Raw genomic sequence first — 24583 nt, 5'->3', positions numbered from 1 at the left:
GTCAACGGTCGGTTGACCGTAGGCAACCTGGGTGAACGGAAGATGAACTGAGGGCGGCTGCACGATGTCTGAATGAGGGGGTCGCCGCTCCGCCCCGTCCCGGCGACCCCCGGTCTCTCGGCGCCCCTTGGTCAGTAGCCCCGGGCGAACTTCCTCAGCTGGGTCTGCGACCCGTTGAAGAGATTCTGGTCACCCGGCAGGTCGCCGCCGTTGTCGTACTGCCAGAAGGTCCAGAACGACCAGCCGGCCGGGAGAGAACCCGTGGCCCCGGAGCCGTGACGGGCTATCCACAGCGCGTGGTCGGAGGCGAACGCGCCGCTTCCGCCCGTGCAGGTGTTCCACCAGTGGGTGGTCGTGTAGATCACGGGATGGCGGCCGGTGAGCCGCTTCACCTCGCCGCTGAACGACTTGATCCAGCCGACCATGCGCGCCTTGCTCAGTCCGTAGCACCTGTGCTTGGCGCTGTACGGGTTGTATTCGATGTCGAGCGCGGGCGGCAGCGTCCAGCCGTCCGAACTCCACCTGCCGCCGTGGTTCACGAAGTACGCCGCCTGCGCCCTGCCCGACGACTTGTCCGGCAGTGCGAAGTGGTACGCGCCGCGGATGATGCCGGCGCTGCGGGCGCCGTTGTACTGCTGGCCGAAGTACGGATTGCTGTAGTTCGTGGACTCGGTCGCCTTGACGTAGACGAACCTTGCGCCCTTGGCCTTCGCGCTCGACCAGTTGACGTTCTTCTGGTGCGAAGAGACGTCGTGCCCCTTCGGCAGACTCGCCGCCGAGGCCGGAAGCCCGGCGAGAGCCGCCCCTGTGACGGTGAGCGCCGCCACGGAGACCGCGAGAACGCGGGTGCGGCGGCGCAGCGGTTTGCGATCACGAGCCATGTTTCCCCCCGGAATGGCGACGTGCACGACAAAACAACGGGAGATTACTGGAAGGTCGTCGAATGCCCGATGATCTCCGGCCAAGCATGGAGAGAGAAGGATATGTCCCTATAAGGGGTCTTTCGGAGGCGTGGCTTCCGCCCTAAAGTGCCTCCGCCCCGCAGCGGGCCGGGGAGGTGCCTGGCAGGATCGCGGCATGGCTGAGCAGCGGCGGGACCAGCGAGGCGAACGGGATGCGCTAGAAGGTGTGCGGGGCGTGCCGGAGCGGTGGGGGAGGGGCCTGAGCGCCGAGGTGGCGCACGCCTGGGAGGCGCTCGTCGCGACCGCCCGCCGCACGGTCGCCGATGGGCTCGTCGTCGGCACCTCGGGCAACGTCTCGGTGCGCGTCGGGGACACCGTGCTGGTCACACCCTCGGGCGTGCCCTACGACCGGCTCACGCCCGAGGACGTGACCGGCGTCGACCTCGAGGGCCGCCAGGTGCTCGGCACGCTCGTCCCGACGAGCGAACTCCCCATGCACCTGGCGATCCACCGGACCACCGACGCCCGCGCCGTGGTCCACACCCACGCCGTGCACGCGACGGCCGTCTCGACACTCGTCCCCGAGCTCCCGGCGATCCACTACATGACCGGCGCCCTCGGTGGACCCGTCCGAGTTGCCCCCTATGCGACATACGGCAGCGACGAGTTGGCCGAGAACATGCTCCACGCCCTCGCCGACCGCACCGCCTGCCTCCTGCAGAACCACGGCACGATGGCCTACGGCACCACCCTCGACCAGGCCTACGACCGCACCGCCCAACTGGAATGGATGTGCCGGCTGTGGCTGACGGCCTCCTCGGTACCGGGCATGTCCCCGACGCTGCTGTCCCGCGAGCAGGTGGCGGAGGCGGGCGAGAAACTGCGGGGCTACGGCCAACGGAAGTGAGGCCCGGGAAACCGCACCCGGGCCGAGCCGGCACACCCCGCCGCATTCCGCATCACCCCGCCCCGTCCTCCCGCTGGCCGGTGGCCGGGTCCGCCAGGACACTGGACGGGTGCGCACAGTCAAAGCGACGGCCGCAGCCGTCACCGTAGCCCTGGCGGCCGGCGCGGCAAGCGTGGCCGCCGGCCGGTTCGCGAGCGACGCGGCGCTCAAGGCGCCGCCCGGCCGGCCCCTGCCCACCGAACCCCAGCTCACCGTGCACGCCACGGCCGCCGGGCAGATCGCGCTCACCCGCGACCTGGCGGCCATGCGCCCCGGCACCTACGGCCTCACCGGCGACGGCACCCACGCGGTCGTCGGCCCCGTCCTCGCCACCGCCACGCACTCCGCCGACACCGTCGTCCGCCGCCTGGAACGGGTCACCCACGGCACCCTGGAGCCCGGCGACAAGGTCTGGCTGACCCCGAACGTGCACACCGGCGACCCCGGCAGCGCCCTCGGCCTGCCCCACACCGACGTGGACATCCCCGGCGAACTCGGCTCCCTGCCCGCCTGGTTCGTGCCCGGAGCGCGGGACACCTGGGTGATCGCCGTGCACGGTCTGGGAGCCACCCGCGAACTCCCCATGAACATCATGGAGTTCCTGCACCGCCAGCGCTTCCCGGTGCTCGCCCTCGCCTACCGCGGCGACCCCGGCGCACCCCGCTCCCCCGACGGCCTGGGCCACCTCGGCGAGACGGAGTGGCGCGACGTGGACGCGGCGATCCGGCACGCCGTCAGCCACGGCGCCAGACAGGTCGTCCTGCACGGCTGGTCCACCGGCGCCACCATGGCGCTGCGCGCCGCCGCCCACTCCGGACTGCGCGACAGCATCTCCGGACTGGTCCTGGACTCCCCGGTGCTCAGCTGGGCCACCACCCTGCGCGCCCTCGCCGCCGCCCGCCGCACACCGGGCGCGCTGCTGCCGCTCGCCGTCCGGGCCGCACAGGGACGTACCGGCATGGAGCGCGAGCGCACCGTCGAGGCCGAGCAGCTCAGCGTGCCGACGCTGATATTCCACGGCCCGGAGGACACCCTGGCCCCCTGGGAGTACTCCCGCCGTCTCGCCCACGCCCGTCCCCGCCTGATCGCCTTGCGCACGGTCCCGAACGCCCCGCACTCGGCGATGTGGAACGCCGACCCGGAGGCCTACGAAGAAGCCATGCGCCGCTTCCTGACCCCGCTGATGTGACCGCTTCGGCCGGCCCCCACCCCGTTCCCACCCTTCCGCCCCGGACCTCACTCGACTCGCGCACCCGCTCCGCCGGCCCCTCGCCCCGCCCGCGCGGCCCTCTGCGCCGGTGGCTCACCCCGCTCGTGCGACCCCGTCCGACACCCCCGCCCACGGCGCCGGGCCGGGGCGGAGCTGAACAGTCGACACGATTCCGTTTAAGGCCGTACCACTGGCCTGTTCCCGTCCCCGAGCCGCTCGCCGGTCCCCGTGCGTTGGCCAGTCCCGGCACCGGCGGTGACATTCCGTTTGGGTTTTCGGACCGTCAACCGGAAGACTGCACCCGTGACGTCCCGTATCCCGCGCGACTCCAGGCTTCGACTCGTCGGCCCGCGATCCCTGTCCGCCGCCCCCAGAGCCGTGAACCAGCGCCGCCCGCGCCGCGCCGCGCCCCGCCCCCCGGAGGGCACACCGGCACCCGCGGAGCTGGCCAGAATGGCTCGCTCCCAGCTGGCCGCCGCGGCCCGCGTCGCCCGCTGGGCCGACGCCGCGCTCGGCCCGGGCAGCGACGGCGCGACCGCCGACGGCAAGGCCACCCTCGCCGACGCGACCGCCGAACGGGCCGCCCGGGACCTCGGCCTGACCGTGGCTCAGGTCCGCGCCGACTGGGACACCGCCCGCCTCGCCGGCCTCGTCGAGGTGCACGGCGACAGCGCCCGCCCCGGCTGGCGGCTGCGCGCCTGGAACCGCGACGACAGCGCCGTCCTGCGCGGCTGGGTCGCCCTCTTCGACGCCTGGTCCCTCGCCCACGGCGAGCCCGCGGACCACGAGCCCGCCGCCGTCGCCGAGGTCGTCTCGGCCATGCCCCAGGTGCTCTCCTTCCTCCAGCTGTCCGCCGGGCCCGTCCCGGTCGACCAGCTCCTCGACCTCCTGGAGCAGCGGGTCACCGAACTGCGCACCGAGCGCTGCGAGATCCCCTACGGCCCGCAGCCCGAGCCCGCCGAGCAGCCCGAGGCCCTCGACGCCCCGCTCGCGCCCCTCCTCGACTGGGCCCTGCACGCCCTCGCCTCCGTCGGCGCCCTCACCTACGGCGGCGGACAGGCCACCCTCACCCCGCTCGGCAGCTGGGCCGTCTGGGTCAAGCTGGAGCAGATCTGCGTCGCCGCGCAGAGCCCCGCGGGCAACATCGAGGTCGCCGCCGACGAGATGCTCCGCGGCTGCGCCCAGCTGCGCCCGAACGCCGCCCGCGCCGAATACCGCGCCTGGCTCGCCGCCCGCCCCGTCGGCAGCGCCGTCACCGAACTCATCGCCGCCGCCCGCGGCGACGACGCCCTGCTGCGCGGCCTCGCCTTCGAGGCCCTGCGCGTGGTCGGCGCCCCCGCCGAGCCCGACGTCCGCTCGGTGGCCGAGGAGCCGACCCTGCGCCCGTACGCCCTCCTCTGGCTGGCCGAACACGACGGCATCGACCCCGAGGACGCCCACGAGGTCCTCACCCGCGAGGAGGCCACCTGGCTGTGGGTCGACACCGCCGCCGCGGTCGCCGACCACGGCGAGGCCCCGATGCTCGTACGCCACCTCGAGTCGGCCGTCCAGCCGACGGTCCCCCTGCTCCTGGAAGAGGTACGCGCCGTAGGCCACCCCCGCACCGTCCAGGTCCTGGTCGCCCTCGCGGCGGCCCACCCGGACCCGGCCCTGGCGAAGGCCGTGCGCCGGGCTGCCTTCCAGGTGCACACGGGCGGCAGCTGAGGAGGGGGGCGGGCAGCGGCTTTTCTAGGGGCGCGGGGCTGTGACATCAGCGGCTCCGCCGCGGGGCGCGACCAGCCACGACGGCGCCGCAGTCGCACGACGGCCTGTCCTGGCACATGACCAGGCGCTCGGCGCAGGGCCTACGTGCCGTACATCACGCCGGAGCGCTGATGGTCGCCCAGCCCTGCCCGGCGTCGTCATGGACGCCCCAGCTCATCGCCGTCGACGACCTGGGCCGGATCACCCCGCACCGCACAGCCTCCGGCAACGACGTCCCCGGCAGGCGGCCCGAACACCCGAACACAGAAAAAGTGCTTGCACGGCCCCGTTAGACTTGGCCCATGGCCATTCTCCTCGCGCATTAGACGGCGGGAACGCCTCAGCCGCCCACCCGTCAACCCTTTCTGCCCTGGAGCCTGTCCGTGATCTCCGCCTCCGGTATCGAGCTGCGCGCCGGTGCCCGCGTCCTCATCGAGTCCGCCTCCTTCCGCATCGCCAAGGGCGACCGCATCGGCCTGGTCGGCCGCAACGGCGCCGGCAAGACCACCCTCACCAAGGTCCTGGCAGGCGAGGGCATCCCGGCCGGCGGCACGGTCACCCGATCCGGTGAGGTCGGCTACCTCCCGCAGGACCCCCGCACCGGCGACCTCGACACCCTCGCCCGCGACCGCATCCTCTCGGCGCGCGGTCTCGACGTACTCATCCGCAAGATGCGCGAGAACGAGCAGCGCATCGCGAACGGCCAGGGCGCCACCCGCGAGAAGGCCCTCAAGCAGTACGAGCGCCAGGAGACCGAGTTCCTCACCAAGGGCGGGTACGCCGCCGAGGCCGAGGCCGCCACCATCGCCGCCGCGCTCAACCTGCCCGACCGGGTGCTCGGCCAGCCGCTGCACACGCTCTCCGGCGGTCAGCGCCGCCGTATCGAACTGGCCCGCATCCTGTTCTCCGACGCGGACACCCTGCTGCTGGACGAGCCGACGAACCACCTCGACGCGGACTCGATCGTCTGGCTGCGGGACTATCTGAAGACCTACCGCGGCGGCTTCATCGTGATCTCCCACGACGTCGACCTGGTCGAGACGGTCGTCAACAAGGTGTTCTACCTGGACGCCAACCGCGCCCAGATCGACATCTACAACATGGGCTGGAAGCTCTACCAGCAGCAGCGCGAGGCCGACGAGAAGCGCCGCAAGCGCGAGCGGGCCAACGCCGAGAAGAAGGCCGCCGCCCTGCATTCGCAGGCCGACAAGATGCGCGCCAAGGCCACCAAGACGGTCGCCGCGCAGAACATGGCCCGGCGCGCCGACAAGCTGCTCTCCGGCCTGGAGGCGGTGCGCCAGAGCGACAAGGTCGCCAAGCTGCGCTTCCCCGAGCCCGCGCCCTGCGGCAAGACACCGCTCACCGCCGAGGGACTGTCGAAGTCGTACGGCTCGCTGGAGATCTTCACCGACGTCGACCTGGCCATCGACAAGGGCTCCCGCGTCGTCATCCTCGGCCTCAACGGCGCCGGCAAGACGACCCTGCTCCGCCTGCTCGGCGGCGTCGAGAAGCCCGACACCGGCGAGGTCGTCCAGGGCCACGGCCTCAAGCTGGGCTACTACGCGCAGGAACACGAGACCCTCGACCCGGAGCGCTCGGTCCTGGAGAACATGCGCTCCTCCGCGCCCGACCTGGACCTCGTCGAGGTCCGCAAGGTGCTCGGCTCGTTCCTGTTCTCCGGCGACGACGTCGACAAGCCGGCCGGCGTCCTGTCCGGCGGCGAGAAGACCCGCCTGGCCCTCGCGACCCTGGTCGTCTCCTCCGCGAACGTGCTGCTGCTGGACGAGCCGACCAACAACCTCGACCCCGCCAGCCGCGAGGAGATCCTCGGCGCCCTGCGCACCTACAAGGGCGCGGTCGTCCTGGTCACCCACGACGAGGGCGCGGTCGAGGCGCTGCAGCCCGAGCGGATCATCCTGCTGCCGGACGGCGTCGAGGACCTGTGGGGCGCGGACTACGCGGACCTGGTCGCCCTCGCCTGAGCGGGCCTGAGCGTCAGCACAGCTTGATCGAAGGGGTGATCCACAGCGTATGGATCATTCGGCCGATCCGTGATCCATCATCTGTGTGAGATCTCCTCGTACCGAGGTGTGTCCTACATCCATTTCGCGGCCGAGCCCTTTATCGACAAGGGCTCGGCCGTCGTACGTCCCTGACCTGGCACTTCACAAAAGAACCCGTTCGGCGGTACGAACGCAGCCGGGAGGAATTACGGATTCCGCTTGTGGGGATGCGCTCCTGTCGTCAAAACCCTGTCTCACGGACCTTGCCGAATGGGTGGCCATGAAAGCCCGGAGGGGTGATCATGAGGGGACCAGAGCGCACTTCCCATGAGGAGGCACGGGTGGCCGAGACTCTGAAGAAGGGCAGCCGGGTAACCGGCGCCGCGCGCGACAAGCTCGCGGCAGACCTGAAGAAGAAGTACGACTCCGGTGCGAGCATTCGGGCGCTGGCCGAGGAAACCGGCCGCTCGTATGGCTTCGTGCACCGGATGCTCAGTGAGTCGGGCGTCACGCTCCGTGGGCGTGGCGGGGCGACGCGGGGCAAGAAGGCCGCCTCGTCCTGATCCCGGGCGGCCCATCGGCTTCGATGGTGGCCACCCGGTCGGTCGGCAGATCGGCCGGGTGGTTACTGTGCAGTCACTTAGCTTTGCGCTTTAGCTTGCTCTGCTGACCGCACTCATCGGAGGCACTCCATGGCTTCGCCCGCCCAGGACCTCGGTCCGGTACTCGACAAGGACGGCGTACGGCTCACCGTCGACGACGCGATCGCCACGGTGACGCTGACCAACCCGGCCAAGCGCAACGCGCAGAGCCCAGCGATGTGGCGTGCGCTCGCCGAGGCCGGGCGGGTCCTGCCGGGGTCCGTCCGCGTCGTCGTGCTGCGCGCCGAGGGGCAGTCCTTCTCGGCCGGGCTCGACCGGCAGATGTTCACGCCCGAGGGAATCGAGGGCGAGCCGACGTTCATCGACCTCGCGCGCAGCAGCGACGGTGAACTCGACGCGAGCATCGCCGAGTTCCAGGCCGGCTTCACCTGGTGGCGGCGGAGCGACCTCGTGTCCATCGCCGCCGTCCAGGGCCACGCCATCGGTGCGGGCTTCCAACTCGCGCTCGCCTGTGACCTGCGCGTCGTCGCCGACGACGTGCAGTTCGCCATGCGCGAGACCAGCCTTGGGCTGGTGCCGGACCTGACGGGGACGCATCCGCTGGTGGGGCTGGTCGGCTATGCCCGCGCGCTGGAGATCTGTGCGACCGGGCGTGCCGTCCTGGCCGAGGAGGCCGTCAGCACGGGCCTCGCCAACCTCGCGGTGCCGGGCGATCAGCTCGACGGTGCGGTGCGGGATCTGGCGTCGGCGATTCTGGCTGCGCCGCGGGACGCCGTGATCGAGACCAAGGCGCTGATCCGGGGGGCGTCGGGGCGGTCCTACGACGAGCAGCGTGCGGCCGAGCGGGCCGCGCAGGCGCGGCGGTTGCGGGATCTTGCCGGTCTCGGCGAGTAAGCCTCCGGCGGTGCGGGGTCTTTGTCTGCGGCTTTTTCGTGGCCGGTCGCGCCGTTCCCCGCGCCCCTTTGGGGCGCGTCAGCCAACCCTTGTCACCAGTACCGCCACCGTCGGGTGATCCGGTAGCACCCCGGCGACGGCTGCACGTACCTCGCGGGCCACGTCGACGGCACGGTGGTTCGCGCTCACCGCGATCTCCACGCGCGCGTGGCGGTGCGCGAGTGCGCCCTCCTCCTGGAGGGCCGTGATGTGCACCGCCGCCCGCCCCAGGCCGCCCGTCAGGTGGGTGACGCCCGGGACCATGAGGGCGGCGGAGGCCGCGCGCAGCTCGTCCGCGTCGTCGGGCTCCGCGGCGCGTGGCGGCTCCGGGGCTCGTACCGGGGCGGGTTCCGGTTCCTCGTCCATCAGGGCCGTGACCCGCAGGTCCACCTCGGCCACGGCCAGGCCGAGCAGCTCCGTCGCCGCGGCTGCCAGCGTCGTACGTACGAGGGCCGCCTTCGCCGGTAGCGGCTCGGACGCCGTCGTGGCGAAGTCCGCCGTCACGCGCAGCGGTCCCGGGGGCAGGGCGCTCGGCGGTGGCGGTACGGCCGGCTCGTGAGCGTGGTCCGGGTCGGCGAGCGCGATACGGAGCGCGTCCAGCCGTACCCCGCGCAGCTCCCCGGCCGCGCGCCGGAGCACCGCCTCGGCCGCCTCCTGCGAGATCCACGCACCGTCGTGCGGTCCGCCCAGTGGCAGGAGTCTGCCCAGGCCCACCTGGTTCCGTACCGCCTGCGCCCACCGTTCCGTCGTCATTCCTCCAGCCTGCCGCATCCCCGGCGCGCGGCGGCGCAACCCCACTTACCGTGGTCGTAGGACGACGAGCCGAAAGGGGCGTGCGGCGATGACCGACATGACGGAGCAGAACCGGACGAGGAACCCCCAAGGAACGGGCGAGGCGACGGACCCCTCGACGCTGCGCAAGGCGCAGCCGACGCGGCGCGGCGGAGGAGACCCCGCCACCCGGGGACGGACGACCATCGCCGACGGGGTCGTGGAGAAGATCGCCGGACTGGCCGCGCGGGACGTGGTCGGCGTGCATGCCCTCGGCAGCGGGCTCAGCCGCACCTTCGGGGCCGTGCGCGACCGGGTGCCGGGCGGCTCGAAGTCCGTGACGCGGGGCGTCAAGGCCGAGGTCGGCGAGGTGCAGACGGCACTGGACCTGGAGATCGTCGTCGACTACGGGGTCTCCATCTCCGATGTCGCCCACGCGGTCCGGGAGAACGTCATCGCGGCGGTGGAGCGGATGGCCGGTCTCGAGGTCGTCGAGGTCAACATCGCGGTGAGTGATGTGAAGCTGCCGGAGGAGGAGGACGAGGAGCCGGAGCCCCGGATCCAGTGACCGGCCGGCCCGGACGACCGCACCACCGCATCCGACAACCGCACCACTGAGGGGAGCGCACGATGAGCAGGGCCGTGGTCGGCATGATCGCCGGAATGGCGCTTGGCTTCGCCGGATACTTCGGCGGCTTCGGCGCCTTCCTGCTGGTGGCCGCCCTGGGCGCCGTCGGGTTCGTCGTCGGCCGGTTCCTGGAGGGGGATCTGGAGATCGGCGAGCTCTTCCGTACGCGTGACGACCGCCGGCGGTGAGCCCGGTGAGCGACGGTGTCGGTGAGCTGCGCAGACCCACGGCCACCGTCGCGCCGGGCGAGCGCGGCGCCACCAGGATCGCCGACCGGGTGGTCGCCAAGATCGCCTCCCAGGCAGCCAGGGAGGCTCTCAGCGACCGGACCGAGGACACCTCACCCCCGCACGCCACCGTCGTCGTCCACCATGAAGCCGCACATGTGCGCGTCCACATCGAACTCGACTACCCCTGCGACATCGGTGCCCGATGCGCGGATGTGCGTCGACATGTCGCTTCGCGGGTAGGCGCGTTGGTGGGCATGGAGGTGCCGGAGGTCGCCGTCCACGTGGAGCGGCTGCATCTGACCCCGGCACACGGCGTGGCACAGGGGAGGACGCGATGAGCGAGCCCCAGGGCTTTGAGGGCACCACACAACGACTGCCGGTCATCGAGAAGGCACCCGCCGACGAACCGGCCTACGGGCCGCCGCCGTCCGGACACGACGGCGATCAGGGCCGCTTCTGGTCGGCGCGCCGCATCCCCGCGGCCATCGTGGCGCTGCTGGTCCTGGCGGTCGCGGGCCTGTTCCTGTACGACATCGCGGCCGTACGGGCGCACCGGCCCGCGATGGCCTGGCGCCGCGAACTCGCCCGTCAGCTCGCAGAGCGCCACCTCGACGACACCTGGGTGCTCGTCGGCGCCGGGGTCGCCGCCGCCCTCGGCCTGTGGCTGCTCGTGCTGGCGGTCACGCCCGGTCTGCGCGGCGTCCTGCCCATGCGGCGCACCCACGCCGACGTCCGGGCCGGACTGCACCGCGAGGCGGCCGCCTTCGTGCTGCGCGACCGCGCCATGGAGGTCGCCGGCGTCCAGTCGGTACGGGTCCGGATGCGCCGCGCCCGCGCCGACGTGTACGCCCTCTCGCACTTCCGCGAACTGGGCGACGTACGCGCCGACCTGAACGCCACGCTCGACGACGCGATCAGCGGCCTGGGGCTGACGCACCCGCCCGCGCTGTCCGTGCACGTACGGCGTCCCGGACGGAAGGGGTGAGGGCGATGCTCAGGATCGTCAACCGGGTACTGATCGGCATCGTCGGACTCGTCCTGCTCGTGGTGGGCGGCTCGGTCCTGGCCGTCGGGCTGGGCGCTCCGCCACCGTCCTGGTGGATCCACGACGGCCGGCACGACGTCCTGCTCAGCGACGCCGAACGCACCCGCTGGCAGGGCTCCGGCTGGTGGTGGCCGACCGTCATCGCCGCACTGGCCGTCCTGGTGCTGCTCGCCCTGTGGTGGCTGACCGCGGTCCTGCGCCGGCGCCGTCTCGCCGAGGTCCTGGTGGACACCGGGGACGGCGAGGGCGCGCTGCTGCGGGGCCGGGCCCTGGAAGGCGTCCTGGCGGGCGAGGCGGGCGGCCTGGAGGGCGTGGCGCATGCCCATGTCCAGCTGACCGGCCGCCGCACCGCCCCCGAGGCGCGCGTGCGACTCCATCTGGAACCGCATGTGGACCCGGGAGCGGCTCTGCACGACCTCACGACCCGGGCTCTGACGCACGCACGCAATTCCGCGGGTCTTGCCGCATTTCCCGCGGAGGTGCGGATGAAGGGCGTCAAACACCGTGCGGAAAGGGTGAGTTGATCCCGCCGGGCCTCGGTCCTTGGTCGGCTCTCAGAATCCGTGGCGCATTCCGCCGTCGACCGGGACCATGATTCCCGTCAGATAGGAAGCCGCCGGGGACAACAGGAAGGCAGCCGTACGACCGAACTCCTCCGGCGTGCCGTAACGCCGCAGCGGAATACGGGATTCGTTGGCGGCCCGGGTGGCCTCGGGGTCCGCGGACAGTCCGTCCAGCTCGCGCACCCGGTCCGTGTCGATACGCGACGGCAGCAGACCCACCACGCGGATTCCGCGCGGGCCCAGCTCGTCGGCGAGCGACTTGGCGAACCCGGCGAGTCCCGGGCGAAGCCCGTTGGAAATCGTCAGTCCCGGAATCGGCTCGTGCACCGACCCGGACAGCACGAATCCGATGACACCCCCGGCCTCCAGCTCACCGGCCGCCGCGCGAGCGAGCCGTACCGCTCCCAGGAACACCGAGTCGAAGGCCGCCCGCCACTGCTCGTCGGTGTTGTCGGCGACGAACCCCGGCGCCGGCCCACCCACACTCACGAGAATCCCGTCGAAGCCCCCGAACCGCTCACGCGCCGCCGCGATCAGCTGCGCCGGTGCCTCCGGATCGGCATTGTCGACGGCCAGCCCGACAGCGTTCGGTCCCAGCTTCTCCGCCGCGGCGAGCGCACGCGCCTCGTCCCGCCCCGTCACGACCACCTTCGCGCCGTCCGCGACGAGCTCACGCGCGGCGGCGTTGCCGAGGCCCCGCGTGGCTCCGGTGACGACGTACACCCGGTCCTTCAGTCCAAGATCCATGGCACCTATCCTGCCTCGTCGTCCCCGAACAGGGCGAGGGCGGTGTTCACCAGGCCGACGTGGCTGAAGGCCTGCGGGAAGTTGCCGAGCTGGCGGTCGTCGACGGGGTCGTACTCCTCGGACAGCAGCCCCACGTCGTTGGTGAGGCCCACCAGCCGTTCGAACAGCTCCCGTGCCTCCTTCTTGCGGCCCGTCATGTGCAGGGCGTCCGCGAGCCAGAACGAGCACGCCAGGAAGGTGCCCTCGTCGCCGGGCAGCCCGTCGACCGTCGTCTCGTCGGTGCTGTAGCGGCGCAGGAAGCCGCCGTGGCCCAGCTCCTCGCGGATCGCGTCGACGGTGCCGGCCACCCGCGGGTCGTCCGGCGGCAGGAATCCGACGCGCGGGATGAGCAGCAGCGCGGCGTCGAGTTCGCGGGAGCCGTAGGACTGAGTGAACGTGTTCCGCTCGGCGTCGAAGCCCTTCTCGCACACCTCGCGGTGCACCTCGTCGCGCAGCGCGCGCCAGCCGTCCAGGTCGCCGTGCAGCTTCGGGTTCTCCTCCAGCGTGCGCACGGCACGGTCGGCGGCCACCCACACCATGATCTTGGAGTGGACGAAGTGGCGCCGGCCGCCGCGCACCTCCCACAACCCCTCGTCGGGCTGCCGCCACTCGGCGTGCAGCCAGTCCATCAGGGAGGCCTGGATCGCCCACATGTGCGGCTTGACGGACAGGCCCGATCTCCAGGCCAGCCACAGCGAGTCCAGCACTTCGCCGTACACGTCCAACTGCAGCTGGTTCACGGCCTCGTTGCCGATCCGTACGGGCGTCGAATCCGCGAAGCCGGACAGCCACGACAGCTCGAACTCGGGCAGCCGCCGCTCGCCCGCCACGCCGTACATGATCTGCAGGTCGGCCGGGTCGCCCGCGACCGCGCGCAGCAGCCAGTCCCGCCACGCCTCGGCCTCCTCGTGGTAGCCGCAGGCCAGGAGCGCGCCGAGGGTGAGGGTGGAGTCGCGCAGCCAGCAGTAGCGGTAGTCCCAGTTGCGCACCCCGCCGAGCTCCTCGGGCAGGGAGGTGGTGGGGGCGGCGACGATGCCGCCGGTCGGCGCGTAGGTGAGGGCCTTGAGCGTGATCAGGGAGCGCAGCACGGCGTCGCGGTGGGGACCGTCGTAGCGGCACGCGGCGGACCACTTCTGCCAGTCCTTCACGCTGGAGTGCAGCGCCTTGTACGGGTCGACCCGGGGCGGACGGGGGTGGTGCGAGGGGTGCCAGGTGAGCACGAACGCGACCTTCTCCCCCTTCTTCACGGTGAACTCCGAGTGCGTGCCGTAGTCCTCGCCCCAGGTGTGCACCGCGGGTTCGGTGCGCAGCCACACCGAGTCCGGGCCGGCGATCGCCACCCGGTTGCCGTCGGATCTGCGCATCCACGGCACGATCGAGCCGTAGTCGAAGCGCAGCCGCAGCGTGCTGCGGACGGTCACCTTGCCGTGCAGGCCCTCGACGACGCGTACGAGGTCGGGGGCGCGGTCGCGCTGCGGCATCAGGTCGGTGACGCGCACCGCGCCCTCGTCGGTCTCCCACTCGGTGTCCAGGACGAGGGTGCCGGGGCGGTAGGCGCGGCGGGTGCAGGGGCCCTTGGCGCCCTTGGGCGCGATGCGCCAGTGGCCGTTCTCTTTGTCGCCGAGCAACTTGGCGAAGCAGGCCGGCGAGTCGAAGCGGGGCAGGCACAGCCAGTCGACGGAACCGTCCCGGCCGACCAGGGCCGCGGTCTGTTCGTCGCCGATGAGCGCGTAGTCCTCGATACGGGGGTGCACGGAGTTGCGGGTTCCCGCGCGGGCCCCGGGGCAATCCGGGGCGGGGCCGGGGGAGTGACCTGCGGGTGGCTACACCGCCGCGGGTTCCGTTTCCTCCGCCTGCTCCTTCGCGGCCGCTTCCTCCCGGTCACGGCGCTCGCGTCGTACCAGCACCCACCAGCCCACCGGGACCCCGGCGGCGAACAGCCACCACTGGATCATGTACGCGTAGTTCAGCGGGGCGTCCTCGCTGCCGGGGTCGGAGATCTGCTCGGGGCTGTTGCCCTTCGCCTCCGGCGCCGTCTGTTCGATGTAGCCGCCGAGGACCGTGGCCCCGAGCCGCCGGGCCTGCTCCTCGCTGTTGATCAGCATGACCTGCCGGTCCGGCAGCCCCTTGATCTCCTTGATGCCGCTCGCCGCGGTCGTCTCGTCGGCCTTCAGCCGCCCCTGGATGGTGACCTTGCCGGCGGGCGGTGCGGGGATCTTCGGGAAGGTGGTCTGCGCCCCGTTCGCCGGGATCCAGCCGCGGTTGACCAGCACCACCTTGCCGTCCGTCAGGACGAACGGGGTCAGGACATGGAAGCCGACCTCGTCGTCGGAGTTGGTGCGGCGCCTGACGACTTCCTCGCGGGCGGTGTCGAAGGTGCCCGTCGCGGTGACGGTGCGGTACTTGTCGGCGCTGGTGACCGCGTGCCCGGGGGAGGTGAGCTGCTCCACGGGGACCGGCCTTGCGTGCAGCGCCGCGGAGACCAGGTCGTTGCGGGCGGTGCGCATCTCGTAGCGGTGCTTCTGCCAGATGCCCAGCCTGATCATCGTGGGGATCAGGAGGAGGGCGATCAGGGTGAGGATCACCCATTGCCGGGACAACAGGAAGCGGTACACCCCACGACCGTACAACTCGGTCGTGGGGTGTGTTCGGGCGGGTGGCGGGTCACACCTTGTCGACGATGCCCACCTTGCCCTCCGCACGGGCGCAGTGCGCTCCGCAGAACCACTGGCCGTCGACCTCGACCCCCTGCCCGATGATCTGCACACGACAGTGCTCGCACACGGGTGCCATGCGGTGGATCGCACAGGAGAAGCAGTCGAAGACGTGCACCGCTCCTTGCGCATGCACCTCGAAGGTCATTCCGTAGTCATTGCCACATACTTCACAGGTCGCCATGCGCCACAGGGTGAGCCGTCGCCGCCGCGCGGGCGAGCGGGCGGCGGGCGAGTCGCACGGCAATCACCCGTCCGTACGGGTCATCCGTCGGCGGGCTCCACATCCCTCAACAGCTGGCCGAACGCCGCCTCGTCCACCACCGGTGTCCCGTACTGCCGGGCCTTGACCACCTTCGACGTGCCCGAGTCCGGGTCGTTCGTGACGAGCAGGCTGGTCAGCCGGGACAGGCTCGTCGCGACATGCAGACCCGCCTCGACCGCCCGGTCCTCCAGCAGCTCCCGCTCGACGGAGGTGTCCCCGGAGAAGGCGATCCGCATGCCCTGCTTGAGTGGTTTGCCGTCTTCGTAACGCCCTGGGTTGGGATATGGGCATGCGGGCCTTTTGCGGGAGGGGCGCCAACTGCTCGGCCGATAGCTGCCGTAGCCCCCGCTCTGCTGCCCGATCCGGGGCACGGGCCGGTCCGCCCACTCCGTCAGCGGCCGGCACTCGTGCAGCGGCAGCCGTACGCCCCCGGCCGCCGCGGCCGCCAGGCTCGGCCGGAACGCCTCCGCCAGCACCCGCGCGTCGTCCAGCGCGTGGTGCGCACGCTGCTGCACGACACCGAAGTGGGCGGCCAGCGACTCCAGCTTGTGGTTGGGCAGCGGCAGCCCGAGCTCCTTGGAGAGCGCGATGGTGCACAGCCGCTGCCGCACCGGCGCCTCGCGCTGCGCACGCGCGTACTCCCGCGCGATCATCTGCCAGTCGAAGACGGCGTTGTGCGCGACGAGCACCCGGCCCTCAAGGCGGGTCGCGAACTCCTCGGCGATGTCCTGGAAGAGGGGCGCGCCCTCGAGCGCCTCGCTCGTCAGACCGTGGATCCACACCGGCCCCGGGTCCCGCTCCGGGTTGACCGTCGTGTACCAGTGGTCCTCGACCTCGCCGCGCGCGTCCAGCCGGTAGACGGCCGCGGAGATTATCCGGTCGTCCCGGGCCAGCCCGGTGGTCTCCACGTCAACGACCGCGTATCCCTGCGGATACGCGGCCGGCCACGCCGTGGGGGAGGACGCTGCGGTCGGAAGGTCTTCGAGCATGGTCCCTGAGGATACGGCCCGGCACTGACAGTCCTGTCCGTCAGGTGGCCTTCCCCGCCGGTCTGTTCGAGTGCCGCGAATGGCGCGAATGTCTGTGCCCCCGGCTTGGGAGTCAGCGCCCAGGCCCTGCTGCCGTACATGCACCAGCGTGACGACGATCCGCGGCAGTTCCTCGACGCTTCCCCAGGGGCGTGCGTGATGGGCCTTCAGACGCGGCCTCTTCCTGGGCGCGCACGGCGGCAAGAAGCTCTCGCCGGTCCAGGAGGGAAGCGGCCGCCGCACGAGTACCTGGACCGTCAGGTCTTCGTCTGCGCGACCGACACCAAGCGCCGTGAACTGGCCCAGCGTTACGAGATCGGCGTCGACAACATCCTGTGGGGCTGCGACTGCCGCGCGACGAGGCAGCCGCCATGGTCGGGGGCAACGCGGCCCGCCTGTGGCGGAACTGGCCGAGCCGCTCACCGAACCGCCGGTGGGCGCGGCGAGCCCGGCGTTCGCCCGGGGAGCGTCGGTACGGGTGTGGTGACGCCCGCGGTGGGATCCTCCCGGTGTGACGGAACCAACGCACGCCGGCGAGGCCCACGGAGGCGCACTGGGTGAGCGGCTGAACTGGCTGCGCGCCGCCGTGCTGGGCGCGAACGACGGCATCGTCTCCACCGCGGGCCTCGTCGTCGGTGTGGCCGGCGCGACGGACCACCGCTCGGCCCTGCTCACCGCCGGTCTCGCCGGTCTGCTCGCCGGGTCGATGTCGATGGCCGCCGGGGAGTACGTGTCGGTCTCCACCCAGCGGGACTCCGAGATGGCCGCACTCGCCCTGGAACGGCGGGAGTTGCGCGAACAGCCCGAGGCCGAGCTGGAGGAGCTCACCGGGCTGCTGCAGGAGCGGGGCATGTCCCACGAGGTGGCCAGGGAGGCGGCCGAGCAGCTGACCGAACGGGACGCACTCAGGGCGCACGCGCGCGTGGAGCTCGGCATCGACCCCGACGAGCTGACCAACCCCTGGCACGCGGCGTGGGCGAGCTTCCTCGCGTTCACCGTCGGCGCGCTGCTGCCGCTGCTGGCGATCGTCCTGCCGCCCGTTCACTGGCGGCTCCCGGTCACCGTGGTCTGCGTCCTGGCCGCCCTCGTCCTCACCGGCTGGACCAGCGCACGTCTCGGCGGCGCCCGGCCCGGGCCGGCCGTGCTGCGCAATGTGGCGGGCGGAGCGCTGGCCATGGGCGTCACCTACGCGGCCGGGACGCTCCTGGGGGCGGCCGGGGTCTAGCAGGCCCGAATTCTCGCTGGTCGGCGCAACCCTCGGCGAGCGGCGGGCGTCCGCGGCGGCGTACCGTGAAGTGCGCCCGCCCCCCCCGAGCGCACCCATGACACCGCACGAGAAGGACCCTCGCCATGCGCGCCACCACCATCCACGCCCCGTACGACATGCGCGTGGAGGACGTGCCCGAGCCCGTGGTGCAGCTGCCCACCGACGCCGTGGTGCGGGTGCTGCGCGCCTGCATCTGCGGCAGCGACCTGTGGGCGTACCGGGGCGAGGCGGCCCGGCAGCCGGGGCAGCGCATCGGGCACGAGTTCCTCGGCATCGTGGAGGAGACCGGCGGCGAGGTCTCGTCCGTCCGGCGGGGTGACCTCGTCGTCGCGCCCTTCATGTGGTCCGACGGTGTCTGCGGCTACTGCCGCGAGGGCCTCACCACCTCCTGCGAGCACGGCGGCTTCTGGGGCTCCGTGGGGTACGACGGCGGCCAGGGCGAGGCCGTGCGCGTGCCGTTCGCCGACGGCACCCTTGTCCGGCTTCCCAAGGACGCGGCCTCCGACGACCACCTGCTGTCCGCCCTGCTGACCCTCTCCGACGTCCTCGGCACCGGCCACCACGCGGCCCTCGGCGCGGGCGCCCGCCCGGGAGCCACGGTCGCCGTCGTCGGTGACGGAGCCGTCGGCCTGTGCGCGGTGCTCGCCGCCAGGCGGCTCGGCGCGGAGCGGATCATCGCCCTCGGCCGCCACCAGGTCCGCACCGACATCGCGCGCCGCTTCGGCGCCACCGAGGTCGTCGCCGAACGCGGGGAAGCGGCCGTCGAGGCCGTGCGCGAACTCACCCGCGGCCAGGGCGCACACGCCGTCGTCGAAGCCGTGGGCACCGAACAGTCCATGCGTACGGCGGTCGACATCACCCGCGACGGCGGTGCGATCGGCTTCGTCGGCGTGCCGCACGGCAGCGGCACCGGCCTCGACCTCGGCGTCATGTTCGACCGGAACATCGCACTGCGCGGCGGTGTCGCGCCGGTCCGCGCCTACATCCCGGAGCTGCTGCCCGACGTCCTGGACGGCGCCGTCGACGCCTCGCCGGTCTTCGACCTGACGGTCGGTCTGGAGGGCGTCCCCGACGGCTACAAGGCGATGGACGAGCGCACGGCCCTGAAGGTGCTCGTCACCAACGACTGACCGTCACCGACGACTGGCCGTCACGACCAGCGGATCGGCAGCGGCAGCGCCGTCAGCAGCCCCGACACCAGGACCACCACCCCCAGGGCGGCGACCTCCATGCGCGCGGGGGAGCAGGCGGTCAGCGGGTCGGCGGCGCGGCGCAGCCGGATCCGGGCCCACAGGGCGAGCAGGGCGACGGTGGCCACGAGGATCACCTTGGCGAGCAGGGTGCGCCCGTACGCCGTCGTCGTCAACTGGTCCAGGATGGTGTGCGACGGCATGCGGCGCAGCGAACTCCACACCCCGGTCGCGGTGATGACGGCGAGCAGAACGGCCGCCACGCGCGCGTAGAGCCCCAGCAGGGCCGCGCCCGTCGCGGAGGGGCCCCACCGGCGCAGCGTCCGCAGGGCGTGCAGCAGACCGCCCGACCACAGCGTCGCGCACGTCAGGTGCACGACCGTCAGCCCCGACCCGAGCAGCGGGCTGTGTTCGGTCGTGGGGTGCGCGCGCAGGGCTTCCGCGGTGATGATCGCTGCCAGCGGCAGGACCTGGGTGGCGGGGCGGCGCGAGAGGGCGCAGAGACCGGCCGCGAGAAAGGCGTTGACCTCGACCAGCGCGAGCCTGCCGTCCCGCGAGTCGTAGAGACCACCGACGTTGATGTCGGCCAGGCTGTGCGGCACCAGGTTGCCGGTGGACACGACCGAGGCGAGACCCAGTGCGGCGACGAAACCGGCGGCGGCCGCATACGGTGCCCAGCTGCGGGGCGCGGTTTGCGGAGCGCCGGGCAGCGAACGGGCCAGACGCTTCACCCACAACTCGCCCACCGGCACGCACAACGCGGCGAACAACACCGCCCGCAGCAGCGCGATCCCGCTGACGCCCGGAGCGGCGGCCTCCCCCGTGCCGTGCAGCGCGACAGAGGGGCCCAGCAGCGGTATCAGCGCGGCAAGGGCCACCAGGACGAGCACGGCGACGGCTCGGCCGGCCCGGTGGCGCCGTACGGGCTCCCCGGCCTCGGCTTCCCCGGCCGTGGGTTTTATCAAGGTCACCTCACGATGTTCGCCAGCCGCCGCAGAACCGGGCAAGTGGAGTAAGACAACTGGGGTACGGCATTCTGCTCACAGGTACGCTTTCGGACGCTCCCGTGACTCAGACCCACCGCGCGGGATCCGTCCCCCAGGGCACCGGCGGCCGCGCCCAGTCGGCCGGCCCGCCCGCGAAGGACACCGGCGGCAGCGCGTACCGCAGCCGCCCCAGGGAGCTGTCCGTCTCGGCGAGCCAGGGACGGGGCCCCTCGTACGAGTCGTCGCCCACGGCACCGGCCCCGATGCCGTTCACGAGCCACTCGGCGGTACGCGCCAACGCCAGCCGTACCAACCGGCTGCCGCCCTCGCGCGACTGCTCGGTCAGCGCGCGCAGCACCGCCGCCGCCAGCAGATACCCCGTCCCGTGGTCGAGCGCCTGCGCGGGCAGCGCACCCGGCTGCTCCAGGGAGCCCTCGAGGGCGGCGATCCCCGACGCCACCTGCACCAGGCTGTCGAAGCCCCGCCGCTCGCCCCACGGACCGTAGGCGCCCCAGGCCGACACCTGCGCCACCACTACGCCGGGCCGCCGTTCCGCCAGCGCGTGCGGTGACAGCCCGAACCGGTCCAGGGCGCCCGGCCGGTAGCCGGTGACGATCACGTCCGCCGCCGCGAGCAGCTCCTCGAAGGTGTGCCGGTCGGCCGCCAGGTCCAGCGTCGTCGACCGCTTCCCGAAGCCCGTGTCGGCGTGCTGGTCGGGCAGTTCGGGCAGGTGCGGGCTGTCCACGCGCAGCACGTCCGCGCCCAGCAGGGCGAGCGTGCGGGTGGCGACCGGGCCGGCCAGCACCCTGGTCAGGTCGAGGACCCGCAGTCCGGCCGCGGGCAGCAGGGGAGACCCGTCGAGCGGGGCGAGCACGCGCGCGTGCGCGGAGTCGAGCCGTGCGCGCTCCACCAGGGGCCGCGCGGCCACCTCCACGGCCTGCTCGTGCGCGGCCCACTCCTGCGGGGTCCGCAGGGCCACGGCCAGACCCCCGGCCGCGTACACCGTCTCCTCGACCTCCAGCGCGGACCGCTCGGCCAACGCGGCTTCGACGGCGGCCACGTCGTCCGGAACGCCCAAGGCGTTCAGGAGCCGAGCCCGGTGGTGCGGATAGTTGGCGTGCGTCCGCACCCATCCGTCCGCCGTCCGCCAGAACCGGGACAGCGGGGCGAAGCCGACCGGCGCCCGCCCGTCGACCAGCAGCTGCCGCTCACTGTGGAAGGCCGTGGCGACGGCGCCGTCGTCCACCCGGACCCCGGGCACCGCCGACCCGCTCCGCCCTGCCGCCAGCTCGGCACCGGCCAGCGCGCAGGCACCGACACAGGCCCGCGCCAGCTCCCGTACGGGAAGGCGTCCCTGGAGAGCGTCCTTCCGCACCAAGGTCGACACCCGTGGGAGAAGGGCGGCGTCGCCGCCCAGCGCAGACCATGCGAACTTGATTGCAGTCATGACTGCACTATGCATCATTGACTGAATCAATATATGGACGGCGACCCCGGAAGCCGTCGTCCCGCCACTGTCTGCCCTCTGTCCGCCTCTTCCCCGCTACTTGGTCACCGCGTCCAGCGCGTCCACCGTGCCCCAGCCGTAGAAGCCGTTGTAGTTCCCCGGCCCCTCGCACACCGCGTCGACCTTGCCGTCCCCGTCGATGTCGTACGGGTCCGTGCACGCCGTGCGGTCGGCCTCGGCGTACAGCAGGGCCTTCACCAGGGCGGGGGAGGCATGTGGATGGGTTGACTTGATCAACGCGGCGACCGCCGCCACATGCGGCGAGGCCATCGACGTGCCGGCCATGTAGCCCCACTTGCCGCCGGGCAGCGTGCCCAGGATCAGGCCGCTGGTGGCCGGCGGGGCCGGGGCCTGGTAGCGCGTGGAGTCGCCGCCCGGAGCGGCCACGTCGATGAAGCCGAGACCGTAGTTGGAGAAGGACGACTTGATGCCCTTCGCGCCGGTCGCCGCCACGGTCACGACACCCGGCAGCTGGGTCGGTATGTCGAGGCACCTGGACGGGTCGACCACCCGGTCGGAGGGGGTGCCGTCGTTCGGCGAGGACGGGTCCGTGATCGCGTCCGAGGCCAGGTCGTACTTCTCGTTGCCGGCCGCGGCGACGTTGACCGTGCCCTTCCGCTCGGCGAACCGCGCGGCCCGGGTGACGGCGTCCACGAGCGCCTTCTGGTCCGGGTCGTCGGTGCAGTTGAAGTACCAGGGATCGGTGTAATAGCTGTTGTTCGTGACGTCGACGCCGTGCTCGGCCGCCCACACGAAGCCGCAGACCACGGCCTCGGTGTAGAAGTAGCCCTGCGGGTTCGCCACCTTGATGCCGGCGACCTTCACGCCCGGTGCGACACCGGTCATGCCGACACCGTTCCTCGCGGCCGCGATCTCGCCCGCCACGTGCGTGCCGTGCGGGCTCTCCGAGGCGCCGGGGCGCCAGGCGCCGTCGGTCGTGTCCGGCTTGCCCGACACACAGTTGACCGAGGCGTTCCGGTTGAAGTTCGGCGCGATGTCGGGGTGCGTGTCGTCGACACCGGTGTCGATCACACCGACCGTGACCTTCGGGCTGCCCAGCGACTTCTCGTGCGCCTTGTCCGCCTTGATGGCGGCGAGATCCCACTGCAGAGGCTCCAGCGGGTCCTGCCCGTCGACGGCCTGAGCGCCCTTCAGCTCCTCGGCCGTCAGCGCCTTCGGTGCGCCCACGTCGGTCGTCGACTGGGCGGGCAGCGGAGCGTTGCGGGTGTTGCCGGCCGACTCCACCCCGTGCACCGTACGGATGGTCCTGGCGAAGCCGGGGTTCGCCGAGTGGACGACGATCACGCCGATCTCGTCGTACGACGTCACGATCGTGCCGCCGGCCTCGGCAATCGCCTTCTTCACGTACGCCGAAGCCCCGTGCCCGGCGCGGACGTTGACGACATAGCTGAGCGGGCCCGCGTCGGCGGCGGTGGTGGTGGCCGCCCGCGCGCTGTCCGCCGCCGCGGCGGAGCCGTTCGGCAGGAACGCGAGGGCCGTCGCCATCGCCATCCCGAGCGGGATCGCGATCGCGCGGCGGAAGCGCGGGTGAGGCCCTGTCATGTGTCGGTGTCTCCAGTTCGTTCGCGGTGCGAGCGGGGGTGCGGACCGAGCGGGAGGTCCGGGGCGGCGCGGTTCCTTTCACCGCGCCGCCCGAGCAGGCACTGGATCTACTTCACTGCGCGCAGCGCGTTGACGATACCGAAACCGTAGAATCCGTTGATCTTTTTGCCGCCCACGCAGGTGGCGTCCACGACGCCGTCCCCGTCCCCGTCGTACGGGCCGGTCGGGCAGCCCGGGTTGTCGGCCTGCGCCTTGAGGAGGGCCTGCAGCTGGGCCGGAGTCGCCCAGGGGTGCGTCGACTTCAGCAGCGCGGCGACGGCCGCGACATGCGGTGTGGCCATCGAGGTGCCCTGCAGGAAGCCGTAGGAGTTGTTCGGCAGCGTGGAGAGGATGCGGCCGTTCTTCGACGGCGTGTCGGGGATCTTGTACTTGTCGCCGCCCGGCGCCGCGACGTCGATGACCCCGTCGCCGTAGCTGGAGTAGTACGACTTGGCGCCCGTGACACCGGTCGCGCTGACCGTGACCACACCCGGCAGCTGGGTCGGCACGTCGAAGCACTTGTGCGGATCGATCGTCCGGGTGACCGGGGTCGAGTCGTCGGGGCTGGAGTCGTCGACGAGGGCGTTCGAGTCGAGGTCGTCGTTGGAGTTGCCCGCCGCGGCGACATTGAGTGTGCCCTTGCGCTGTGCATACAGCTGCGCCCTGTTGACCGAATCAACAATGGCACGTTGATCCGGGTCGTCCATGCAGTTGTACAGCCACGGATCGACGTAGTAGCTGTTGTTGGTGATCGCGACGCCATGGTCGGCGGCGAACACGAAGGCGCACACGACGCTCTCGGGGAAGAACAGCTGGCTCGCGTCCGGCTGCGCCACCGTGATGCCGGCGACCTTCACACCGGGCGCGACCCCTGCGACACCGATGCCGTTGCGGGCCGCGGCGATCTCGCCCGCCACATGCGTGCCGTGGTAGTGGCCGGTGTCCACCGGCCGCCAGGAGCCGTACGTCGTGTCCGCCTTGCCGCTCACACAGTTCGCGGACTGCGAGGCGGAGAAGTTCGGGGCGATGTCGGGGTGGGTGTCGTCGACGCCGACGTCGATCACGGCGACGGTCACCTTCTTGCTGCCCGGGTCGATCTTGGCCGCCTTGTCGGCGCCGATCACCCGGAGGTCCCACTGGTCGGCCTCCAGTGGCTCCTCGCCGGCCGTGGCGCTGCCCGCCGTCTTCGCGGCCTCGGCCTTGGAGAGGTACTGGACCGCCCCCTCGTCCGTCGTCCCCGCCGCGGTCACCGGCGAGGTGCGCGAGGCCCCCGCGGACTGCACGCCGGGCGCCTTGCGTATCTGCTGGGCGAAGGCGGGGTTCGTGGAGTGGACGACGATCACGCCGATCTTGTCGTACGCCACGACGACGGTGCCGCCCGCCTTGGCTATCGCCGCCTTGACCGACTCGATCGTGCGATGGTCCGTCTTGGTGTTGACGAGATACGCGAAGTTCTCCGCGTCGGCCGCCTGTGCCGTGGACTCCGCGCGGGGGGCGGCCTGAGCGGCCGCCGGCAGGAAGCCGAGCGAGGCGGTCAGCGACAGCGCGACCGGTACGGCGAGCGCGAGCCGGCGTCTGGAACGCAGATGAGCCATGGGGTCTCCACATCATCCGGAAACGAAACCGCCCGAGACGCAGGCGCTGCTCGGGCAGGTACATGAC

General features: G+C 72.0%; 24 protein-coding genes and 1 pseudogene. 14 read left to right on the top strand and 11 right to left on the bottom strand.

Annotation, left to right across the window (positions count from 1 at the left end; genetic code table 11):
* Positions 1–131: 131 nt before the first annotated feature.
* The gene (locus ABT254_RS39615) at positions 132–881 is read right to left on the bottom strand and encodes a lysozyme (protein WP_351481684.1); all 750 of its coding nucleotides are present in this window, start codon (positions 879–881) and stop codon (positions 132–134) included.
* A 196-nt stretch (positions 882–1077) separates the two neighbouring features.
* Here ABT254_RS39615 and ABT254_RS39610 point away from each other — a divergent pair, with 196 nt between their 5' ends.
* From ABT254_RS39610 to ABT254_RS39585, 6 genes are all read left to right on the top strand, one after another.
* Positions 1078–1809, top strand: a complete 732-nt coding sequence (locus ABT254_RS39610; protein ID WP_351481681.1) for a class II aldolase/adducin family protein — start codon at positions 1078–1080, stop codon at positions 1807–1809.
* A 109-nt stretch (positions 1810–1918) separates the two neighbouring features.
* Positions 1919–3037 carry an alpha/beta hydrolase family protein gene (locus tag ABT254_RS39605; RefSeq protein WP_351481678.1) on the top strand — a complete coding sequence of 373 codons (1119 nt, stop codon included), beginning with the start codon at positions 1919–1921 and terminating at the stop codon, positions 3035–3037.
* A gap of 324 nt (positions 3038–3361) precedes the next feature.
* Positions 3362–4762, top strand: coding sequence for a hypothetical protein (locus ABT254_RS39600; RefSeq protein ID WP_351481675.1), 1401 nt, complete (start codon positions 3362–3364; stop codon positions 4760–4762).
* Positions 4763–5184: 422 nt separating this feature from the next.
* Positions 5185–6783 (top strand): ribosomal protection-like ABC-F family protein, encoded by a 1599-nt coding sequence (gene abc-f, locus ABT254_RS39595; RefSeq protein WP_351481672.1) that lies wholly within the window; start codon positions 5185–5187, stop codon positions 6781–6783.
* 362 nt (positions 6784–7145) lie between these two features.
* Positions 7146–7367: a helix-turn-helix domain-containing protein gene (locus ABT254_RS39590; RefSeq protein ID WP_004002281.1), complete on the top strand. Its 222-nt coding sequence runs from the start codon at positions 7146–7148 to the stop codon at positions 7365–7367.
* Between the two features lie 129 nt (positions 7368–7496).
* A complete protein-coding gene (locus ABT254_RS39585) occupies positions 7497–8300 on the top strand; it encodes an enoyl-CoA hydratase/isomerase family protein (protein WP_351481669.1) in 804 nt (267 codons plus the stop codon).
* Between the two features lie 78 nt (positions 8301–8378).
* Here the strand turns inward: ABT254_RS39585 and ABT254_RS39580 are convergent, their stop codons facing one another.
* On the bottom strand, positions 8379–9092 hold the full coding sequence (locus ABT254_RS39580; RefSeq protein ID WP_351481666.1) for a nucleopolyhedrovirus P10 family protein: 714 nt from the start codon (positions 9090–9092) through the stop codon (positions 8379–8381).
* 88 nt (positions 9093–9180) lie between these two features.
* On the opposite strand from ABT254_RS39580, the gene ABT254_RS39575 reads away from it, so the two are divergent.
* From ABT254_RS39575 to amaP, 5 genes are all read left to right on the top strand, one after another.
* Complete coding sequence (locus ABT254_RS39575) at positions 9181–9678, top strand: Asp23/Gls24 family envelope stress response protein (protein ID WP_351481663.1); 498 nt, start codon at positions 9181–9183, stop codon at positions 9676–9678.
* Positions 9679–9740: 62 nt separating this feature from the next.
* The gene (locus ABT254_RS39570) at positions 9741–9926 is read left to right on the top strand and encodes a hypothetical protein (RefSeq protein ID WP_351481660.1); all 186 of its coding nucleotides are present in this window, start codon (positions 9741–9743) and stop codon (positions 9924–9926) included.
* Positions 9923–10306 carry an Asp23/Gls24 family envelope stress response protein gene (locus tag ABT254_RS39565; protein ID WP_351481657.1) on the top strand — a complete coding sequence of 128 codons (384 nt, stop codon included), beginning with the start codon at positions 9923–9925 and terminating at the stop codon, positions 10304–10306. The genes ABT254_RS39570 and ABT254_RS39565 overlap by 4 nt, the downstream gene beginning before the upstream one ends.
* A complete protein-coding gene (locus ABT254_RS39560; protein ID WP_351481654.1) occupies positions 10303–10953 on the top strand; it encodes a DUF6286 domain-containing protein in 651 nt (216 codons plus the stop codon). Before ABT254_RS39565 ends, ABT254_RS39560 begins: the two co-directional genes overlap by 4 nt.
* Positions 10954–10958: 5 nt before the next feature.
* Positions 10959–11537: an alkaline shock response membrane anchor protein AmaP gene (amaP, locus tag ABT254_RS39555; protein ID WP_351481651.1), complete on the top strand. Its 579-nt coding sequence runs from the start codon at positions 10959–10961 to the stop codon at positions 11535–11537.
* A gap of 30 nt (positions 11538–11567) precedes the next feature.
* Here amaP and ABT254_RS39550 read toward each other — a convergent pair whose 3' ends face one another.
* The 5 genes from ABT254_RS39550 to ABT254_RS39530 all read right to left on the bottom strand — a co-directional run bounded on the left by ABT254_RS39550 (position 11568) and on the right by ABT254_RS39530 (position 16330).
* Entirely contained in the window at positions 11568–12323 is a 756-nt protein-coding gene (locus ABT254_RS39550) for an SDR family oxidoreductase (protein WP_351481648.1), read from the bottom strand.
* Positions 12324–12328: 5 nt separating this feature from the next.
* Positions 12329–14116, bottom strand: coding sequence for a glycoside hydrolase family 15 protein (locus ABT254_RS39545; protein ID WP_351481646.1), 1788 nt, complete (start codon positions 14114–14116; stop codon positions 12329–12331).
* 69 nt (positions 14117–14185) lie between these two features.
* On the bottom strand, positions 14186–14977 hold the full coding sequence (locus tag ABT254_RS39540; RefSeq protein ID WP_351481645.1) for an SURF1 family cytochrome oxidase biogenesis protein: 792 nt from the start codon (positions 14975–14977) through the stop codon (positions 14186–14188).
* Between the two features lie 49 nt (positions 14978–15026).
* On the bottom strand, positions 15027–15260 hold the full coding sequence (locus ABT254_RS39535) for a metallothionein (protein WP_351481643.1): 234 nt from the start codon (positions 15258–15260) through the stop codon (positions 15027–15029).
* Positions 15261–15340: 80 nt separating this feature from the next.
* Positions 15341–16330 (bottom strand): DEDDh family exonuclease, encoded by a 990-nt coding sequence (locus ABT254_RS39530; protein ID WP_351481641.1) that lies wholly within the window; start codon positions 16328–16330, stop codon positions 15341–15343.
* A gap of 205 nt (positions 16331–16535) precedes the next feature.
* Between ABT254_RS39530 and ABT254_RS39525 the strand changes: the two are divergent.
* From ABT254_RS39525 to ABT254_RS39515, 3 genes and pseudogenes are all read left to right on the top strand, one after another.
* Positions 16536–16717, top strand: a pseudogene (locus tag ABT254_RS39525) (amidohydrolase family protein); the annotation flags it as partial.
* Between the two features lie 163 nt (positions 16718–16880).
* Entirely contained in the window at positions 16881–17594 is a 714-nt protein-coding gene (locus ABT254_RS39520; RefSeq protein WP_351481638.1) for a VIT1/CCC1 transporter family protein, read from the top strand.
* Positions 17595–17719: 125 nt separating this feature from the next.
* Positions 17720–18766 carry a zinc-dependent alcohol dehydrogenase family protein gene (locus ABT254_RS39515; protein ID WP_351481634.1) on the top strand — a complete coding sequence of 349 codons (1047 nt, stop codon included), beginning with the start codon at positions 17720–17722 and terminating at the stop codon, positions 18764–18766.
* A 20-nt stretch (positions 18767–18786) separates the two neighbouring features.
* Here ABT254_RS39515 and ABT254_RS39510 read toward each other — a convergent pair whose 3' ends face one another.
* The 4 genes from ABT254_RS39510 to ABT254_RS39495 all read right to left on the bottom strand — a co-directional run bounded on the left by ABT254_RS39510 (position 18787) and on the right by ABT254_RS39495 (position 24516).
* A complete protein-coding gene (locus ABT254_RS39510; RefSeq protein WP_351481829.1) occupies positions 18787–19791 on the bottom strand; it encodes a CopD family protein in 1005 nt (334 codons plus the stop codon).
* 106 nt (positions 19792–19897) lie between these two features.
* A complete protein-coding gene (locus tag ABT254_RS39505) occupies positions 19898–21259 on the bottom strand; it encodes a CoA transferase (protein ID WP_351481632.1) in 1362 nt (453 codons plus the stop codon).
* Positions 21260–21355: 96 nt separating this feature from the next.
* Positions 21356–22882, bottom strand: coding sequence for a S8 family peptidase (locus ABT254_RS39500; protein ID WP_351481629.1), 1527 nt, complete (start codon positions 22880–22882; stop codon positions 21356–21358).
* Between the two features lie 107 nt (positions 22883–22989).
* Positions 22990–24516, bottom strand: a complete 1527-nt coding sequence (locus ABT254_RS39495) for a S8 family serine peptidase (protein WP_351481626.1) — start codon at positions 24514–24516, stop codon at positions 22990–22992.
* Between the last annotated feature and the right edge of the window lie 67 nt (positions 24517–24583).

The sequence above is a fragment of the Streptomyces sp. NPDC001137 genome, assembly GCF_040298885.1.
Taxonomy (GTDB): domain Bacteria; phylum Actinomycetota; class Actinomycetes; order Streptomycetales; family Streptomycetaceae; genus Streptomyces.
The sequence above is the reverse complement of the archived record's forward strand: the minus strand, read 5'-3'. Positions and strand labels throughout refer to the sequence as shown.

Bases quoted from the DNA above. Each gene is read 5' to 3' on its own strand.
- ABT254_RS39570 (WP_351481660.1), top strand. From the start codon at position 9,741: ATGAGCAGGGCCGTGGTCGGCATGATCGCCGGAATGGCGCTTGGCTTC.
- ABT254_RS39550 (WP_351481648.1), bottom strand. From the start codon at position 12,323: ATGGATCTTGGACTGAAGGACCGGGTGTACGTCGTCACCGGAGCCACG.
- ABT254_RS39500 (WP_351481629.1), bottom strand. From the start codon at position 22,882: ATGACAGGGCCTCACCCGCGCTTCCGCCGCGCGATCGCGATCCCGCTC.
- ABT254_RS39495 (WP_351481626.1), bottom strand. From the start codon at position 24,516: ATGGCTCATCTGCGTTCCAGACGCCGGCTCGCGCTCGCCGTACCGGTC.
- ABT254_RS39535 (WP_351481643.1), bottom strand. From the start codon at position 15,260: ATGGCGACCTGTGAAGTATGTGGCAATGACTACGGAATGACCTTCGAG.
- ABT254_RS39505 (WP_351481632.1), bottom strand. From the start codon at position 21,259: ATGACTGCAATCAAGTTCGCATGGTCTGCGCTGGGCGGCGACGCCGCC.
- amaP (WP_351481651.1), top strand. From the start codon at position 10,959: ATGCTCAGGATCGTCAACCGGGTACTGATCGGCATCGTCGGACTCGTC.
- ABT254_RS39575 (WP_351481663.1), top strand. From the start codon at position 9,181: ATGACCGACATGACGGAGCAGAACCGGACGAGGAACCCCCAAGGAACG.
- ABT254_RS39615 (WP_351481684.1), bottom strand. From the start codon at position 881: ATGGCTCGTGATCGCAAACCGCTGCGCCGCCGCACCCGCGTTCTCGCG.
- ABT254_RS39580 (WP_351481666.1), bottom strand. From the start codon at position 9,092: ATGACGACGGAACGGTGGGCGCAGGCGGTACGGAACCAGGTGGGCCTG.
- ABT254_RS39515 (WP_351481634.1), top strand. From the start codon at position 17,720: ATGCGCGCCACCACCATCCACGCCCCGTACGACATGCGCGTGGAGGAC.
- ABT254_RS39585 (WP_351481669.1), top strand. From the start codon at position 7,497: ATGGCTTCGCCCGCCCAGGACCTCGGTCCGGTACTCGACAAGGACGGC.
- ABT254_RS39610 (WP_351481681.1), top strand. From the start codon at position 1,078: ATGGCTGAGCAGCGGCGGGACCAGCGAGGCGAACGGGATGCGCTAGAA.
- ABT254_RS39530 (WP_351481641.1), bottom strand. From the start codon at position 16,330: ATGCTCGAAGACCTTCCGACCGCAGCGTCCTCCCCCACGGCGTGGCCG.
- ABT254_RS39560 (WP_351481654.1), top strand. From the start codon at position 10,303: ATGAGCGAGCCCCAGGGCTTTGAGGGCACCACACAACGACTGCCGGTC.